The 14,727-nt window shown below is 49.5% G+C and carries 16 protein-coding genes; 10 read left to right on the top strand and 6 right to left on the bottom strand.

All coding sequences use genetic code 11. The annotated features are described in order from the left end of the window. Positions 1–301, bottom strand: a 301-nt coding sequence (locus V7D78_RS11850) for an insulinase family protein (protein ID WP_333608666.1), incomplete at its 3' end; no start/stop codon positions are given. 222 nt (positions 302–523) lie between these two features. On the opposite strand from V7D78_RS11850, the gene sixA reads away from it, so the two are divergent. Further along, positions 524–1,015 (top strand): phosphohistidine phosphatase SixA, encoded by a 492-nt coding sequence (gene sixA / locus V7D78_RS11855; RefSeq protein ID WP_333608667.1) that lies wholly within the window; start codon positions 524–526, stop codon positions 1,013–1,015. A gap of 9 nt (positions 1,016–1,024) precedes the next feature. Here sixA and smrB read toward each other — a convergent pair whose 3' ends face one another. Next, positions 1,025–1,609, bottom strand: a complete 585-nt coding sequence (gene smrB / locus V7D78_RS11860; RefSeq protein WP_333608668.1) for an endonuclease SmrB — start codon at positions 1,607–1,609, stop codon at positions 1,025–1,027. A 50-nt stretch (positions 1,610–1,659) separates the two neighbouring features. On the opposite strand from smrB, the gene prmB reads away from it, so the two are divergent. The 3 genes from prmB to V7D78_RS11875 are packed head-to-tail and all read left to right on the top strand — an operon-like array spanning position 1,660 to position 4,896. Beyond that, entirely contained in the window at positions 1,660–2,610 is a 951-nt protein-coding gene (gene prmB / locus V7D78_RS11865; RefSeq protein ID WP_333608669.1) for a 50S ribosomal protein L3 N(5)-glutamine methyltransferase, read from the top strand. Then, complete coding sequence (aroC, locus tag V7D78_RS11870) at positions 2,611–3,711, top strand: chorismate synthase (protein ID WP_333608670.1); 1,101 nt, start codon at positions 2,611–2,613, stop codon at positions 3,709–3,711. It begins immediately after the preceding gene. 24 nt (positions 3,712–3,735) lie between these two features. Beyond that, positions 3,736–4,896 carry an MFS transporter gene (locus tag V7D78_RS11875; protein WP_333608671.1) on the top strand — a complete coding sequence of 387 codons (1,161 nt, stop codon included), beginning with the start codon at positions 3,736–3,738 and terminating at the stop codon, positions 4,894–4,896. Positions 4,897–4,907: 11 nt separating this feature from the next. Here the strand turns inward: V7D78_RS11875 and V7D78_RS11880 are convergent, their stop codons facing one another. Beyond that, entirely contained in the window at positions 4,908–6,317 is a 1,410-nt protein-coding gene (locus tag V7D78_RS11880) for a coniferyl aldehyde dehydrogenase (RefSeq protein ID WP_333608672.1), read from the bottom strand. 213 nt (positions 6,318–6,530) lie between these two features. On the opposite strand from V7D78_RS11880, the gene V7D78_RS11885 reads away from it, so the two are divergent. From V7D78_RS11885 to V7D78_RS11895, 3 genes are all read left to right on the top strand, one after another. Then, a complete protein-coding gene (locus V7D78_RS11885; protein ID WP_333608685.1) occupies positions 6,531–7,661 on the top strand; it encodes an ATP-NAD kinase family protein in 1,131 nt (376 codons plus the stop codon). Position 7,662: 1 nt separating this feature from the next. Beyond that, positions 7,663–7,953, top strand: a complete 291-nt coding sequence (locus V7D78_RS11890; RefSeq protein ID WP_333608673.1) for a YfcL family protein — start codon at positions 7,663–7,665, stop codon at positions 7,951–7,953. Positions 7,954–8,053: 100 nt separating this feature from the next. Beyond that, positions 8,054–8,671 carry an FKBP-type peptidyl-prolyl cis-trans isomerase gene (locus tag V7D78_RS11895; RefSeq protein WP_333608674.1) on the top strand — a complete coding sequence of 206 codons (618 nt, stop codon included), beginning with the start codon at positions 8,054–8,056 and terminating at the stop codon, positions 8,669–8,671. Between the two features lie 45 nt (positions 8,672–8,716). On the opposite strand, the gene dsbB is transcribed toward V7D78_RS11895, so the two are convergent. After that, positions 8,717–9,253: a disulfide bond formation protein DsbB gene (gene dsbB, locus V7D78_RS11900; protein ID WP_333608675.1), complete on the bottom strand. Its 537-nt coding sequence runs from the start codon at positions 9,251–9,253 to the stop codon at positions 8,717–8,719. Between the two features lie 172 nt (positions 9,254–9,425). Here dsbB and fadR point away from each other — a divergent pair, with 172 nt between their 5' ends. Both fadR and V7D78_RS11910 read left to right on the top strand, forming a co-directional pair. Next, the gene (fadR, locus tag V7D78_RS11905; protein ID WP_333608676.1) at positions 9,426–10,142 is read left to right on the top strand and encodes a fatty acid metabolism transcriptional regulator FadR; all 717 of its coding nucleotides are present in this window, start codon (positions 9,426–9,428) and stop codon (positions 10,140–10,142) included. A gap of 141 nt (positions 10,143–10,283) precedes the next feature. Beyond that, positions 10,284–12,542 carry an aminotransferase class V-fold PLP-dependent enzyme gene (locus V7D78_RS11910; protein WP_333608677.1) on the top strand — a complete coding sequence of 753 codons (2,259 nt, stop codon included), beginning with the start codon at positions 10,284–10,286 and terminating at the stop codon, positions 12,540–12,542. A gap of 72 nt (positions 12,543–12,614) precedes the next feature. Here V7D78_RS11910 and V7D78_RS11915 read toward each other — a convergent pair whose 3' ends face one another. Beyond that, complete coding sequence (locus V7D78_RS11915; protein WP_333608678.1) at positions 12,615–13,292, bottom strand: ChrR family anti-sigma-E factor; 678 nt, start codon at positions 13,290–13,292, stop codon at positions 12,615–12,617. After that, a complete protein-coding gene (locus V7D78_RS11920) occupies positions 13,276–13,932 on the bottom strand; it encodes a sigma-70 family RNA polymerase sigma factor (protein ID WP_333608679.1) in 657 nt (218 codons plus the stop codon). The genes V7D78_RS11915 and V7D78_RS11920 overlap by 17 nt, the downstream gene beginning before the upstream one ends. 246 nt (positions 13,933–14,178) lie before the next feature. Here V7D78_RS11920 and V7D78_RS11925 point away from each other — a divergent pair. Next, positions 14,179–14,727, top strand: a 549-nt coding sequence (locus tag V7D78_RS11925) for an FMN-dependent NADH-azoreductase (protein WP_333608680.1), incomplete at its 3' end; no start/stop codon positions are given.

Consider the following 14,727-nt stretch of genomic DNA (forward strand, 5'->3'; position numbering starts at 1 on the left):
AATGGCTATGCTCAGTGCCGGTCCAGGCGTTATGACTACCGCCGTGCTGAGTAATAAATTGCTGGTACTCGCCAGCCTTGGGGTAAGCCGCTGATCCCAGAAATAACATATGCTCTAAAAAATGTGCCATGCCCTGATGCTCAGCGGGATCATCAAAGTGACCAACGTTAATGGTCAGGGCAGCAGCACTTTTTTCCAGCTGTGGTTCATGTACCAATAGCACGGCAAGGCCATTCGTCAATGTCAGCCACTGGTACTGATGAGGGTCGTTAACACTTTGCTTAATTTCGATATTTTGCAATGTCGCTCCTTAGTATGTGCTAGCAACTTCAGATCACACCGGCTTTTCATAGCTATAAGTAATAACAGTAGGCGCTTTTATGCGTTAAAAGCAGTTACGCTTACACTGTAGTTTATTTATCATAGCGCACTATTTTTGCCTGACGTATGCTTATTTTGAGCTGCTGAGCTGACAGGACTGACCGCGATGTTTGGTAGTAGACAGTAGTATGGTAGCAGATTAATGGTTAATTTGATTATTATGCGCCATGGTGAAGCCCAGGCGCAGGCAATGCAAGACAGCCAACGCGCTTTGACCAACCGTGGCAAAGCGGAAGTAACTCAGATGGCACAGTGGTTGAAGCAGTGTTATGCAGGCTTTGACTATTGCTTAGTTAGTCCCTATTTACGAACCAGGCAAACTGCTGAGTTGATGTTGCTAAAGCAGCCTGGGAGTTGTCAGTTACAGATTGATGCTGCGCTGGTGCCTGATGGTGAGATCAGCAAGGTACAAAATCTGGTCGATGCGCGTTTTGCTGAGCAACCTGATTGCCGTATTTTAATCGTATCGCATATGCCGATGGTGAGTTTTTTAGTTGAAACTTTTACCCAGGCGGGGCAGGCGCCGGTATTTCCGACAGCTGGCCTGGTATGTATTGATTATCAGTTGGAAAAAGGTGGTCGCTTGCTGGAAAAACTGTCGCCACAAGAACTGGCTTTATCGCAGCATAATTAGCTTTTTACATTATCGCTGCGGTTGGCGATCGGCCAGTGCTAACTGCTCTGCACTTTGATTTACTTTGAGTAACAACAGTAAGGCGCCATGCTTGCCCCAGCTTTTAGGGGCGGTATGAAACGCCCGTACATTAGGGTGCTGAATGAGCCAGTTTGGTACCTTGCGCGCCAAAATACCCAGCCCTTTACCATGTACCACACAAGCGCAATTAAATTGCTGTTGCTGACAATAAGCCAGTAAGCCGGCCAATTCGGTTTTAGCCTGCATTTGTGTTAAACCATGTAGGTCCAGTACTACCTGAGGTTGGTACTCAGCCCGTTTCAGGCGGCCTGCTAAATGCGGATCATCCCCAGGCTGCACGTAGGATAAGGTCGCCGTTGCACTGACAAAGCCTTCATAGCCATCAGAAAAAAAGAATAAGTCTGGCTCATTTTGCACTAAATTTGGCTTGAGACGGGCTTTAGGGTTGCTGGCCTTACTGACAGGGGCTATCTTGTCTTGCATTAGCGGGCGTGCGCCAGTCACCGACTGGCGAAAAAGTTCGCTGTCTTCGGTAGATAACTGGGCTGGTTGTGAAAGCTTCTTTCGCTGCATCGCGCAAGTCTATACAATTTGCCCATTTTTTACAAAGAGCGAATACTGAAATGGCCAATTTACCCCCGATGTTTTCAGACGACAGTGTCAACGATGCCTTAGAGGCCCTGGTTACTGTGCACGATTGGCTGCGTTTTGCCGTTAGCCGCTTTAATGAAGCTGGAGTTTACCTAGGTCATGGTACCGATAACCCCTGGGATGAAGCTGCACTGTTGCTAGCCCATTGCTTGTTTTTACCGCCATTAACTGATGATAAATTATTGCAGTTAAGGCTCACCAAAACGGAAAAACGGGCTTTTATTAATTTACTGATGCAACGGATTGAGCTGAGGATCCCGGCGGCTTATCTGACGCATCAGGCCTATTTTTGTCAGCTGCCGTTTTATGTTGATGAGCGGGTGCTGGTGCCACGCTCACCGATAGCCGAGTTGATTAATGAAAAATTTGCCCGCTTTAATTTGCCCGCTACGCCACAGCGTATTCTGGATTTATGTACCGGTTCGGGCTGTATTGCCATTGCCTGTGCTTATGCTTTCCCGGATGCGCAAGTCGATGCGTTAGACATTAGCCCGGATGCGCTAGCAGTGGCTGATATTAATATTAACGAGCACGGCTTACTGGACAGGGTGTACCCGATTTTATCGGATGGCTTTGAGGCCATAGCGGGCCAGCAATATGATCTTATTGTCACTAACCCACCTTATGTTGATGCTGAGGATATGGCCGATTTGCCGGAAGAATACCGGCATGAGCCTGAGTTAGGCCTGGCATCGGGTCAGGACGGTCTGGAATTAACCAGGCGTATCCTGGCGCAAGCTGCTGCGCATCTGACCGAGCATGGTTATTTAATTTGTGAAGTGGGCAATAGTATGGTTGAATTGCAGGATAGATATCCAGACGTCCAATTCAACTGGCTAGAATTTACTGCCGGTGGCCTTGGTGTGTTTGCACTGAGCAAAGCTCAGCTTATCACTTACCAACACTTGTTTGAGGAGAGCTAGATGGCCGGCAACAGCATTGGTCAATTGTTTAAAGTCACCACCTTTGGCGAAAGCCATGGCCCGGCCATTGGCGGTATAGTAGATGGTTGCCCACCGGGCATGCAGTTAACGGCTGATGATTTACAACTTGATTTAGACCGTCGTAAGCCGGGTACGTCCCGCTACACTACAGCGCGGCGCGAAGAAGATCAGGTTAAAATTTTGTCCGGGGTATTTGAAGACACCACCACCGGGGCCAGTATAGGTTTATTGATTGAAAACACCGATCAGCGCTCGCAGGATTATTCCAACATCAAAGATTTGTTCCGCCCCGGCCATGCCGATTACACCTACTGGCATAAGTTTGGTATTCGTGATTACCGTGGTGGCGGCCGCTCTTCGGCGCGGGAAACTGCGGTGCGGGTTGCGGCAGGGGCCATTGCCAAAAAGTATTTAAAAACACATTGTGGTATTGAAATTCGTGGTTATCTGGCGCAACTGGGCCCGGTAAAAGCGGAAAAACTGTGCTGGGATGAAATTGAGAACAACCCGTTTTTTTGCCCTGATCCAGATAAAATTGCGGCGCTGGATGAATATATGCGTCAGCTGAAAAAAGACGGTGACTCAGTGGGCGCCCGGGTTAATGTGGTTGCCACTCAGGTACCGGTAGGTCTGGGCGAGCCGGTTTTTGACCGCTTAGATGCGGATATTGCCCACGCCATGATGAGCATTAATGCCGTCAAAGCGGTTGAAATTGGCGATGGCTTTGCCGTTGTGGAGCAGCGGGGCTCAACCGATCGCGATGAATTAACGCCACAGGGTTTCAGTGCTAATCATGCCGGTGGCACTCTGGGAGGCATTTCTTCTGGCCAGGATATCAAGGTGAGTATTGCGTTAAAGCCAACGTCCAGTATCAGTATTCCCGGTAAAAGCATTAATGTGCACGGCGAAGTGGTGGATATTGTTACCAAAGGCCGGCACGACCCTTGTGTGGGTATCAGAGCGGTACCTATTGCCGAAGCCATGCTGGCCATAGTATTAATGGATCATTTGTTACGTCACCGCGCACAAAATGCCGGGGTAAGTGTCAGTACGCCGGATATTGCCAGGGCCGGACGCTAACACCTTACTATTGTTCAGGACCTTATGACATTGTTAGCAGCCAGGCCAGCCTTAGTGCTGGCCTATTTTACTTATTTTGGCGTGCTGGGCATTTTTGTGCCTTACCTGGGGCTATTTTTGGATGGCCGCGGCTTTGATTCACGGCAAATCGGGTTGTTGCTGGCCATGGTCACCGCCACCCGTATCATTGGGCCAGCTATTTGGGCTGGCTTAGCCGATCGCAGTAATAAACCATTAAGAGTGATGCAATTAGGCGCTATGCTGGCTTGTATTGGCTGGCTGGGCAGTTTTGTTGATGCGGGTTTTTGGTGGTTGCTGCTGGCACTGGCACTGTTCAGTTTTTTCTGGACCGCCATTTTGCCGCAATTAGAAGTTTCAACGTTTTTATTCCTGAATAACAATACCGAGCAATACAGCCGGGTTCGTTCTGCTGGTAGTGTCGGTTATATTGTGCTGGTGATGCTGGGAGGCTGGCTGTATCAGCAATATGGCAGCGAGTTTATGCCCGCGGCCGCGCTGGCGTTTTTGTTGTTGCTGGTGTTTTGCCTGTTTAACCTGCCAGCCATAGCGCCGCTGCAAGACTCAGGCAGCGCTAGCTTGTCGTACCGCCAGCTGGCATCGCATAAAATCCTGTGGATTTTTTTGGGTGCTGCTCTACTGCTACAAATCAGCTTTGCGCCATTTTATGGCTTTTTTACGCTGTACAGCCGGGATCTAGGCTATAGCGGTAGTCAAACCGGTTTACTGATTGGTGTGGCTATTGCCGCTGAAATTGTCGCCTTCTATTACGCTGGCCGCATTATGCGTAATCGCAGTTATCGCTTGTTGCTGAGTATTTGTTATGGCCTTACTGCCGTGCGCTGGTTAATGGTGGCCTTTTTGGGGCACTCAGGCTGGTGGCTGGCGCTGAGTATGCTATTGCACGCCGGCAGTTTTGCCATCGCCCACAGCTGCGCAATGCAGTTTATTCAGCAAATCTTTCCGACATCACAACGTGGCCGCGGCCAGGCCATTTATGCCGGCATTATTTTCGGTGGTGGCGGTGCTATTGGTGCTTATTTATCAGGCCTAAGCTGGCAAAATGGCGCCGGTGCGGCCAATACCTTTGTGCTGGCCGCAGGCTTTGCCTTGTTGGCCACGCTACTGGTGTTGGCGTTACCGAAAAAAATAGCCAGTATCAGCTAAGCGGTTTTGACTTAGCGGCTTAACCATCCCAGTAAGGCTTGAAATAGCTTGCGCTTAAAGGGTGGGTAAATAAACTGGCCGCTGCTAAAACGGCCTTTTTGGTGGATGGCTTTTTGATGCGAGAAGCGAAGAAACCCTTCTTTACCATGATAGTTACCCAGTCCTGATGGCCCTATGCCGCCAAAGGGCAGGTCGTCCTGTGCCACATGCACTAGGGTGTCATTGATACAAACACCACCAGCATGCGTTTGTTTAAGTACCTGTTGCACGGTGGCGTTATCATTACTCATTACATAGAGCGCCAGCGGTCTTGGTCGCTGCTGAATATACTGCAACGCTTGATCCAAGCTGTGGTAGGGGATAATGGGTAACAGTGGGCCAAAAATTTCCTGCTCAAGTAAGGTGCTGCTTTCGTCGGCACCCACGATTAACTGCAGCGCTAATCGCCGCTCATCATTGCTTTGTGCCGGCTTGCCGCCAGCCGTATTATCACAATTGACGACTCTGGCACCACTTTGTTGCGCTTGCTGCAGCATGGCCATTAAGCGTTGGTATTGCGCCGGGTTTATCACTGCACTGTAATCGGGGTTAGTCGCAAAATCCGGGTAAAAGGCATTAAAACCCTGACATAACTCTGTGATCAGTAACTCCAGTTTGGCTGCCGGTACTAATACATAATCGGGGGCAACACAGGTTTGGCCGGCATTGGCGGTTTTACCAAATAAAATACGTGTCGCCAGCTGTTTAATATCTGCATCCGGGGCAATTAATACCGGGCTTTTACCGCCAAGCTCCAGCGTCACCGGGGTTAAATTGGCTGCGGCGGCCTGCATTACTTTGCGACCAACGGCGGTTGAGCCTGTAAAGAGTAAATGATCAAACGGCAATGTTGAAAACTCAGCAGCAATGTCAGCATCACCCTCTATCACTACCACATCCGCCGCCAATGCCTGTTGGCACAGCGCTGTCAGTATCTTATTGGTGGCGGGGGTATATTCTGATAATTTCAGCATGGCTTTATTGCCAGCAGCGATAGCCGCCATTAACGGGCCCATGGCTAAATAAATGGGGTAATTCCATGGCACTATTATGCCAACTACACCTAACGGTTGGGCAATAACCTTGTTGCTCGCAGGCATAAAGCTGTAATGCACATGGCGTTTTTCCGGTTTTAACCAGCTTTTTAATTGCTTGAGATGGTAATCAATGCCTGCATAGCAGGGCATCAATTCCAGTAAGCGGGTTTCATCGCTACTACGATAGCCAAAGTCACTACTGACCGCCTGACAAAGTTCATGGCTAAACTGCTGTATGGCTTGGCGCAATGCCTTGAGTTGCCGTTGACGTTGTTGGTAGTCAGGGTATGGACAAAGCGCAAAAGCTTGTTGTAACTGCTGAAATTGCTGATTAAGTGTGGACATGCTATTGCCTGATATTTTCTGTTAAGCCTGATGGCACTCTAAACCAGTCAGACCAGTGCAGCAAGGCATAGCGGCATCTCTTTTCGATGGCGATGCTGGGCAATAGCTGGCTAAATCGTTACAATGCGCGTCATCTTAAATACAGCCATGAGCCTTATGGCTTAAATGCAGTGGCTTAAAAAAGGCTGTGGGCCAATATAGAGTAGTCTTGTGATGATTAATCAATTTCGCTTAGGGCTTATTATTAACCCTGTTGCTGGCCTCGGCGGCAGTGTGGCGTTGAAAGGCAGTGATAATATGGCGCAAGCAGCCATTGCGCTGGGCGCTGAGCCGATGGCGCAGCAGCGCGCCCTGGTGGCATTAAACCAACTACTTGAATTAACTGAGCAATTTGAGGTGCTAACGGTAGCTGGTGATATGGGCGAAGCCGTGTGCCAGCAGCTGGGGCTCAAGTATAAGCTCTGTTACAGCCCGGCAGCTAGCCATACTACGGCAGCAGATACTGAGCAGGCAGCAATGGCTATTGCCGCAGCGGGGGTTGATTTATTGCTGTTTGCTGGTGGCGATGGCACCGCGCGCAACCTCTGTGCCGTGATTAACGATAGCACGACAGTGCTTGGCATTCCTGCCGGCTGTAAAATTCACTCGGGTGTCTATGCCATATCGCCACAGGCGGCCGGCAAACTGGTACAGCGCTTGATAAAAGGCGAGTTAGTCACGCTGCAGGATGCAGCAGTAATGGATATTGACGAAGTGGCGTTTCGGGATGGCGTGGTAAAAGCCCGTCGCTATGGTGAAATGCGTATACCGGCCGAGCTGAGGTATGTACAAAGCGTGAAAGCCGGCGGTAAAGAATCTGATGAGCTGGTGCTGGATGATTTAGCAGCCTATGTCAGCAGCATTATGCAAGACAATGTGCGCTATGTGATGGGCTCGGGCAGCACTGTGGCTGCGGTGATGGCCGAGCTTGGCCTTAACAACACCTTATTGGGGGTGGATGTTATTGAAAACGGCCAGTTGCTGGCCAGTGATGTAACCGCAGCGCAGTTACTGGCGTTAGTCAGTGATTACCCCAGTAAGCTGATTATTACCTTGATTGGTGGTCAGGGCCATATTTTTGGTCGGGGCAATCAGCAGTTATCACCGGCGGTCATCAAAGCCATTGGCCGCGACAACATTATGTTGTTAGCCACGAAAAGCAAACTGCAACAACTCAATGGCCGCCCCCTGCTGGCGGATACCGGCGATCAGGCGCTAGATAAAGCTTTGCATGGTTTATTGCATGTACTGACCGGTTATAACGACTATGTGATTTACCGTTTAGGTTATGAGGATGAGGATTAATATGACACTGCAAGCTAAACCTGAGCATTATATTGACGCCGTGGCCGATTTTTTTGACCAGCTGACCCCCAAAGCGACCGATGATCAGTTGTTTGCCGCCGGCTATTTGCGTGGCCATTTTGATTTAGCGGTCGGTAGTCTGGAAATCGCTGCTGCGCCCTTTGATAAGGCGCTATTATGTCAGTGGGTGGATGACAGCCTGGCAAAAGCGATAGCCGCGGGTGAGTTAGCCAGTGACGATCAGCAACATGTACAACAACTTTGGCAGCAACTGCAATTGATTGCCGCCTGAGTAACAAGACACAGCACGGCTAATGCGATACTATATTGGCCGAATTTAACTGCTGCCTGGCAACCTCTTGCCCAAGGCAGCCCAGCAATAAGTGGAATTTATGTCTGATAAATATGCAACGCTAGAACAACACGCCAGCTATGGTATCGGTTTACAGATGGGCCAGCAATTAGCCGATAACTCTTTTGATGGCTTAGATATTACTGCCGTAGCTGCCGGTTTAGCTGCTGCTTACAATGAACAAACGCCTGAAGTGACTGAAGACCAAATTCGTGCCGCCTTTGGTGTTATCAGCGAGCGGATGCAAGCGGCAGAGCAGGAAAAATCTGCTGCGCTGGCAGAAGCCGGTGAGCTATTTTTAACAGAAAACGCTAAGCGTGCTGAAGTGACGGTAACCGCATCTGGCTTGCAATACGAAGTATTGGTTGCTGCCGAAGGTGAAAAACCCACTACAGCATCAACGGTACGTACTCATTATCACGGCACCTTGATTGACGGTACTGTGTTTGACAGTTCTTATCAGCGTGGTGAGCCAGCAGAATTTCCGGTATCTGGCGTAATTGCCGGTTGGACTGAAGCACTGCAGTTAATGGCCGTTGGGTCTAAGTTACGTTTATACGTACCACACAATCTGGCTTATGGTGAGCGTGGCGCCGGCAATGCGATTGCCCCATTCAGCACTTTAGTATTTGATGTGGAATTACTCGCTATTATTTAATAGCGGTTTAATTTAAAAAACGCCCGCATCATGCGGGCGTTTTTATTAGCGGCGCTGGTGGCGACGGTTAAGTGGGGCTAATTGCGCCAGTGTCAGCACAAAGGCAACTGCAAAATAGGCGATTAACAGCAGCATACTCCAGTAAGCCATACTCAGGCCGGCAAATTGCCAATCTACCATGCCGCAGCTGCCGGTAACTTCAAAAACCGCGGGCAACCATTTGTCCAACGGCAACCAGCTGGGAAAGTTTGCAAAGAGGGCGCAGGTACTAAAACCACCACTAGCCAGTATTTGCTCTATTTCAACCAATTCTACTGCCTGATAGATGCCAAAGCCTGCTGCTGCCAGCCAGCCGGCTAAGGCCAACAAACGTATGCTAAGCAGCGGGGCCGCCAGTACCCCAATTAAACCCGCCACTAAGATGCCGGCAAAAGCCACCCGGATATAAATGCATTTAATGCAAGGTTGCAGGTTCATGCCATATTGAAAATACAACGCTATTGCTTCAACGATGAGCACAGTGAGCACCAGCGCCAGCCAGGCACTGCGTTTTGCCGATAGTGATTTAAGCCAGTACAACATGCAAAGCTCTCTTAACAGTAATCAATTTATGGCGCTAATCTAAGGGATTTAACCGTTAAGTACAATCAGACAGGTGACGATGCAGCTATTTTGGGGCGGCGACTTGTTAACTGCTCGCGCTCTGGTACAATCAGTGCAGACTTTTTTGACAGTAAACGACGGATCACGCCGCATGACCAACCTGATAAAAGCGCAAAGCCCTGCCGGTTTTGCAGAAGAATATATTGTTGACTCTATTTGGAATGGCAAATTTGCCCCAGGCTCTATTTTGCCGGCGGAGCGTGAACTTTCTGAGTTAATCGGTGTTACCCGGACCACCTTGCGCGAAGTATTGCAGCGGCTGGCGCGGGACGGCTGGTTAACCATCCAGCATGGTAAGCCGACCAAAGTCAATAATTACTGGGAAACCTCAGGCCTGAATATTCTGGAAACGCTGGCACGCTTAGATGAAGATCAAATGCCAAAGCTGGTAGATGATTTACTGTCAGCCCGCACTAATATCAGTGCTATTTATATTCGTGGCGCCATTAAAACCCATCAGCAAGAAGTGATCGCCGCTTTTACCGGTGCTGAAGTACTGGACGATACCGCTGAAGCCTTTGCCGAGTTTGACTACCATTTAAACCATGAACTGGCCAAGCATTCTTCTAACAAGATTTATGTGCTGATCCTAAACGGCTTTCGTGGGTTATATAACAAAATTGCCCGTTTTTATTTTTCTCACCCGGCTGCGCGCGAGCTGGCGCGTAAATATTATGCGCAGTTAAAGCAATATGCCGAAGCCGGCAAGCACGATGAAGTGGTGATGGCGGTGCGTAAGTATGGTATTGAAAGTGGCAAGGTCTGGCAGGAATTACGGCCGGATATCCCAAAAGATTTAATTGAATAAGATAAAGCTGCCTCTTGGCAGCTTTTTTTTCGGCTAAGCTTTAGCGGTAGTGCTGTTGTCGCATTGCACATTTAGTTATAACATATCACATTAAGTTATAAGCTTGCGCCAGTGGGTGCAAAGCGACCGCAGGGAACCTTAATGAATCATCAGCCGCACGAGCAGCCCTTAGTCAGAGCTGAAATCTATCTGGATCATAATGCTACCACGCCGGTACTGCCGCAGGCCGCGGCTGAAGTACAGCGTTTGATGCAGCAGCATTTTGGTAACCCCAGCAGCAGCCATAGTACCGGGCTTAAAGCCAAAGCTGAGCTGGAGCTGACCCGCCATCTGGCGCGCCAGCTGATAGGTGCCGACACCGGTAATATCGTTTTTACCTCAGGTGCCACTGAAGGTATTCAAACCAGTGTGGTCAGTGCCTTGCTGGCTATTCGCGAGCGCGGTTTGGCCTTGCCGGAGACGTTATTACTGTACGGAGCCACTGAGCACAAAGCCGTGCCTGAGAGCCTGAAACACTGGAATAAAGTGCTGCAGGTTAATGCTAGGATGCAGGCGATACCGGTTGACCGCCATGGCCTGATTTGTCTGGATAGCCTGGCGCAGTTATTACCCAAAGCCGCCTTGGTGTGCACTATGGCAGTCAATAACGAAACCGGCGTGATGCAAGATGTAGCTGCGCTCGAGCAACTGATCCGCAAAATAAAACCCGACGCCTACTGGCTGGTCGATTGCGTTCAGGCATTGGGTAAGTTTGCGCTCAATCTGGCCGCCAGCACTATAGATTACGCGCCCTTTAGTGGCCACAAGTTATATGGCCCCAAAGGGGTTGGCTTTTTATATGTCAGAGCGGGTGCGCCTTATCAGCCCTTTATCGCCGGTGGCGGTCAGGAAAGCGGCCTGCGTTCCGGCACCGAAAACCTGCCAGCTATTGCCGCAATGCGGCGCATTTTTGAATTGCAATTAGACGCTGCTGCCGGCGTGTTTCAGCCGCCCGCTGTGTTGTGGCAATACCGCGAGGCCTTGCTTGCGGCCTTGCGTCAGGTATTCCCGGCGCTGGTATTAAACTCTGACGCGCCTTATATAGTGCCGACCACGATAAACTTTTCCGTACCGGGCTTTTTAAGTAAAGAAATTCTGGATTTGTTTGATGCCGCTGGGATCAGGGTCAGCTCAGGCTCAGCCTGTAGCTCAAAGGTGCTGGGTAGCTTTGTGCTGGATGCGATGGGCCTGGAAAGCTGGCGCTCTGAAGGGGCAATACGCTTATCTTTTGGGCCGGCGTTTTCAGCAGCCGAATGCGAAGCGGCCTGTCAGGCTATTCGTGCTTTAGCCAATGTAGTGACTGAACATTGTCTGGTACTTACTGATGTCAGCGCCGTAGTAGAACCCCATGCCGATGGTCTGTTGCAATTAAAACACGAAGCGCGCTGCAGTTATCTGCTGATTAGTGCGCAAAAGCGCCAGGCGCTGATTATTGATCCGGTACTGGCACTGGCTGAGCGCATAGCCAATATAGTGCAGGGGCAAAACCTGCAACTGTTGGCCATTATTGATACCCATCCATCTTATGAAGATCAGTCGGCCAGTGCCATGCTCAGAACCTTACTGGCTGAACGCCTGGTGCATATAGATATCGATGAACTGGGTTGGCCGCGGCACAGCGAGCTATTGCCGCTAGCAGATTACCAATTAAGCCGGCTGGCCACACCTGGCCATACTGCCGCAGCTCAGACGATTTTGCTGCAGCAGCAAGGACAGCTCAAAGCGGCCTTTGTCGGGGATGTGCTGTTACCAGGCGGCATAGGCCGTACTGATTTAGCCGGGGGCAATGCCTTAGCGCTGCAAAGCAGCATTCGTAAGTTAGCCGATAAGCTGAGTGAGCACACCCTGCTGTTATCCAGCCACGATTATGCCCAGCGTTTTGCCACCACGTTAATGCTAGCCAGGCAGGAAAGCCCGTTATTTTGTGCCATGCTTGCCGGTGAGCCACTACCGTGCTGGCAAGCCAGCTTAGAGGCGCAGGCGCAACAATTACAGCAGGCCAGTAGCCATTTGTGTGGTTTAGTGGATGTCACACCAACCGATGCCACCGGACTTATCAGTAGCACCGGGCTGGCCGATTTATTAACACAACAACCCGGGTTGCAAGTGGTGGATGTGCGCGAGCCTTATGAGCAAAGTGCCGGTGCCCTGGCCAGCTACTTAGCCACCTGTTGCCCTATTCTTAGTGTGCCCTTATCAGCCTTGATAGATGCCTTGTTGCAACAGCGACTGCAACCAGCACAGCCACTGCTGTTGGTGTGTCGTTCAGGTAACCGCAGTATGCTGGCGGCCAGAGTGCTGCGCCGTCTGGGTTTTGAATCGGTATATAACCTGCAGGGGGGGGTGGCCTTGCTATCTTAAGCTTGGCTGAGAAAGCATAGGCTTTTTAGGCGAAAAAAAACGCCAGCTAAGCTGGCGTTAAACTCCCTGCTTTTAATAAAAAAACTGCTGCAGCGGATTGAGTAAGCGGGTAAGCCCCTTATTAAACTTAAGTGGCGCACTTAATACCGATAAACATAAACAATCTTCATCAGCTAGCGTGCGCGGAGTATGGGTATCATCCGGTGAATTTATCAGTAAATCGCCAGCACCATACTCGCCGGTTTCATCGACAATTTTCCCGGCCAGTACCAGTGTCATCTCTAACCCCAGATGGGTGTGATTAGGGACTTCTGTGCCTTTATCGATATACAGCAACGACACATGGCGTTTGTCACCGGCAGGCAGCTTTGCGGTAGCAATACCGCCCAGTTGCAGCCATTTGCCATGTTCACTGGCCAGGCGACTCAATGCTCGTGGGATCTGAAAACTACGACCATTGACGGTAACCGTCGTTGTTTCAGCAAGCGGCGCCTTTATATTGTCGGCATCTTGCGGTTGTTGCAAAATGCTCTGTAACATTTGCTGCATATCGGAAGTCGCCAGTTCTGAAGGCGCTAACTCTGCCAACTGACTACCCTGATCATTTTTAATGTCTTTACATTGCAACTGACAATGCGGACATAAATCAATATGAGCTGACACAGCCAACGCCACCTCGGCGCTTAAGGTGCCCTCAACATATTGTTCCAGCAAGTTCATGCCGGGATGATATTTAACTGCGTGTGTCATCAAGTGCCTCTCTCAAACGATCTAACGCCAGCCTGATCCGCGATTTTACTGTACCAAGTGGAATGGACAATTCGTCAGATACTTCCTGGTGAGATTTTTCTTCTAAATAAACTTTCTGCATCACCAGGCGTTGTGCCGGTGGCAGGGCGTCGAAATGTGGAGCCAGTTTTTCACTCATCAGCATGGTATCCCAATGCTCACTACTGTTACTTTCCTGCTCCGGGTAATCACCGTCAAACCATAAATCATCTGCACTGATATCATCTTTACGGCTTTGTTTTTTGCGTAACATGTCAAAACGCACATTGCGGGCAATGGTAAAAATCCAGGTGGAGGCACAACCGCGACTGGCATCAAACAGCCGGGCTTTTTTCCAGACATTCAGCATGGCGTCCTGCACCATTTCCATGGCCTGTTGCTCATTACCAAACATCTTCATACCAAAGGCTTTGAGCCTTGGCGCGAAATAACTGAACAATTGCGAATAGGCCGCTTTATCTTCATATAAAGCAACCTGGGTTAAAGCTTCCTCCCATTCACCATTGCGTAAAATAACGTCTGTCGTGGTCATGCGTTCCGGCTGTCCCGTGAGTTGTGCAGTTAACTCATGATGCCCTGTAAGCGCGGTGGATTCCAACATAATTGTTCTTTCCCGGCTGATAATAGTTAACTTGATACGCTATCTGATCAAAGAGTGCGTGCAAAAGCACTACATTCTGATCTGACAATATCCTGATCTCACAATCTTAGCTAACAATACGCAAGGCAAAGCCAGGTAGTTTAGCTAAATTTAAATCAATAAATCGAAAGATACATTCGTTAAAATGCTATTTTAATACTAAAAAGTGAATGTAATATGATTTCATAGCTAAACAGGAGCCATCAAATGAAAAACGTACTTGTTATTAATAGTTCAATCAGCGGCGAGCAAGGCCAGTCTGCGCAATTAGCACAGCAATTTTTAACTCAGCTGGCGTTAACGCCGGAGCAAATTACCACCATTGATTTGAATACACATGCTTTACCACATCTGGACATGGCAGAGCTGGGCGCCTGGATGACAGCAGAAGCCGAGCGCACAGCTGAACAGCAGCAGCTTGCCGCAATGTCTGATGATTTAATTGCCAAAGTTGAAGCCGCCGATGTCATAGTGCTGGGTGTGCCCATGTACAACTTTGCTATACCTTCACAGTTAAAATCGCTGCTGGACAGATTAGCGCGAGCAGGTCGTACTTTTAAATATACTGAACAGGGACCTGTAGGCCTACTTCAGGATAAGCCGGTAGTGATACTGGCTACCCGCGGCGGCATTTACCAGGGCACGGCTGCTGATAGCCAAACGCCGTTTTTAACCACCTTCTTTAATTTCATTGGTTTAACTCAGTTGCATTTTGTTTATGCTGAAGGGCTGAATATGGGTGCTGAAGCCGCTGAA

Source organism: Arsukibacterium sp., from assembly GCF_036735525.1.
Classification (GTDB): domain Bacteria; phylum Pseudomonadota; class Gammaproteobacteria; order Enterobacterales; family Alteromonadaceae; genus Alishewanella.